At 60.1% G+C, this 2,633-nt stretch carries 1 protein-coding gene; it reads right to left on the bottom strand.

Annotated elements, in window-relative coordinates:
• Window positions 1-2,633 (bottom strand): Ig-like domain-containing protein (locus AOY23_RS22775; RefSeq protein ID WP_235503414.1); only part of this gene is annotated, 2,633 nt, incomplete at both ends.

Below are 2,633 nucleotides of genomic sequence, written 5' to 3'. Positions count from 1 at the left end.
GTGATCAGCAGATCGGAGGCGGCAGACGGCGCGGTGGTATCAACAACAATGTTGAAGCCGCCAGTGGCCGGGCTGACGCGTCCTACGGTGTCGGTGACCGTGGCAGTAAAGTTATGGTTGCCGTCGCTCAGCGCCGTACCTGGCGTGAAGCTCCAGCTTCCGCTGCTGTCAACCGTCGTGGTGCCAATCAGGGTGCCGTTGTCGTACACGCTGATGGTGCCGTTGGCCACACCCGTACCGCTGAGGGTCGGCGTATTGTCGTTGGTGACTTCGCCTTTCTGCAGGAACTCTGTCTGCGGCGCCACATCGTCATACACCGTATCCAGCGTCGGGGCCTGCGGCGCCACCGTGGAGACTTTGATGGTGTATTCATTGGACGGACCGGCTTCGTTACCGACAGAGTCAGTTTCTTTCGCGGTCAGGACGTACGTACCGTTCGCCAGCGGTGAAGTYGGTTCCAGCTCCCAGGTGCCGTCAGACTTGACGGTGGTGGAGCCAATAACCTTGTCGCCGTTGTAGACAGTAATTACGTTGCCTGCTTCCGCACCGGTACCAGAGATGACCGGACGGTTATCGTCGGTTTCAGTACCGCTTGCCACAGAACCGGTCATACCGCCAACATCATCCACCACATCGGTGATGGCGAGTTTGCTGCTGTCCGGCGGTGTGAAGTCCAGCGTCAGTTCGAAGTTATCTGACGGCACGCTGACGTTGCCGGCCTTGTCGGTGGCGGTGACGTAGAACTGGTGCGCGCCTTCGCTCAGGTTAGCCGTCGGCGAGTAGCTCCAGGTACCGTCAGCACGGGCGGTGACAGAGCCCAGCAGACCGTTCTGATCGTAGATCGTCACGATGCTGCCCGCTTCTGCTTTACCGTTCAGCGTCGGGGTCGGATCATCAGTCAGGCCATGGTTCGCCAGTGATGTCTGCACCGCACCCACATCATCGGTGGCACTGTCGATGCTCGGTTTCGCCGGGGCATCCGTGTCGATGGTGATGGTCCAGTTGCTGCTGGTGGTGGTGTTCCCCGCCGGATCTTTCGCCGAGGCGGTAAAGGTATGGTTGCCTTTACCCAGGTCGCCGGTCGGTGTGAAGGTCCAGTTGCCGTCAGAGCCCGCGGTGGTGGAGCCCAGCACGTTGCTGCCATCAGTGATGGTGACCACGCTGCCGGCCTTCGCCGTACCGGTGATTTCCGGACGGGTGTCGTCGGTCACGCCACCCTGAGCGATGTTGGTGGTGACGCTGCCCACATCGTCCCTGATGGCGGTGATTTCGACTTTACCTGCGACCACATCAACCACGAAGGAGGTGTGCGCCCCTTCCGGCCCGGTGTTGCCCGCGGTATCAGTCACTTTCGTGGTGATATCGTGCGGACCGTTCGCCAGCGGTGTGGACGGTGTGAAGCTCCAGTTACCGTTGATATCGGCGACAGCCGAGCCAATCACGGTACCGTTGTCAATGATGCTCACCGTACTGCCCGCTTCAGCCTTGCCGCTGATAACCGGTACGTTGTCATCGGTGGTATCGCCGGTAATTACCGGACCGGTCTTCGCACCGACATCGTCAGTGATCAGCAGATCGGAGGCGGCAGACGGCGCGGTGGTATCAACAACAATGTTGAAGCCGCCAGTGGCCGGGCTGACGCGTCCTACGGTGTCGGTGACCGTGGCAGTAAAGTTATGGTTGCCGTCGCTCAGCGCCGTACCTGGCGTGAAGCTCCAGCTTCCGCTGCTGTCAACCGTCGTGGTGCCAATCAGGGTGCCGTTGTCGTACACGCTGATGGTGCCGTTGGCCACACCCGTACCGCTGAGGGTCGGCGTATTGTCGTTGGTGACTTCGCCTTTCTGCAGGAATTCCGTCTGCGGTGCCACATCGTCGTACACCGTATCCAGCGTCGGTGCCTGCGGCGCCACCGTGGAGACTTTAATGGTGTATTCGTTGGACGGACCGGCTTCGTTACCGACAGAGTCTGTTTCTTTCGCGGTCAGGACGTAAGTACCGTTTGGCAGCGGAGAGGTCGGTTCCAGCTCCCAGGTACCGTCAGATCTGACGGTCGTGGAGCCGATCACCTTGTCGCCGTTGTAGACGGTAATGATATCGCCTGCCTCTGCACCGGTACCGGAGATGAGCGGACGGTTATCGTCCGTCTCAGTACCGCTTGCCACAGAACCGGTCACGCCGCCAACATCATCCGCCACATTGGTGATGGCGAGTTTGCTGCTGTCCGGCGGTGTGAAGTCCAGCGTCAGCTCGAAGTCATCCGACGGTGCGCTGGTGTTGCCAGCTTTATCCGTTGCAGTGACATGGAACTGATGGCTGCCTTCATCCAGTTTGGTGGTTGGCGTGTAGCTCCAGGTGCCATCATCGCGCGCAGTGACGGAGCCCAGCAGACCGCTCTGGTCGTAGATCTTCACGATGCTGCCCGCTTCCGCCTTACCACTCAGGGTCGGAGTCGGGTCATCGGTCAGGCCATGGTTCGCCAGTGCGCCCTGGTTGCTGCCCACATCATCTATTGCGCTGTCGATGCTCGGTTTCACCGGTGCATCGATATCAATGATGATGGTCCAGCTGTTACTGATGGAGGTGTTCCCCGCTGGCTCTTTCGCCGTGGCGGTGAAGGTATGGTTGCCTTTACC

It is taken from the genome of Trabulsiella odontotermitis (assembly GCF_001297775.1).
Lineage (GTDB): Bacteria > Pseudomonadota > Gammaproteobacteria > Enterobacterales > Enterobacteriaceae > Trabulsiella > Trabulsiella odontotermitis.
This window is presented reverse-complemented; position numbering and strand designations above follow the sequence as displayed.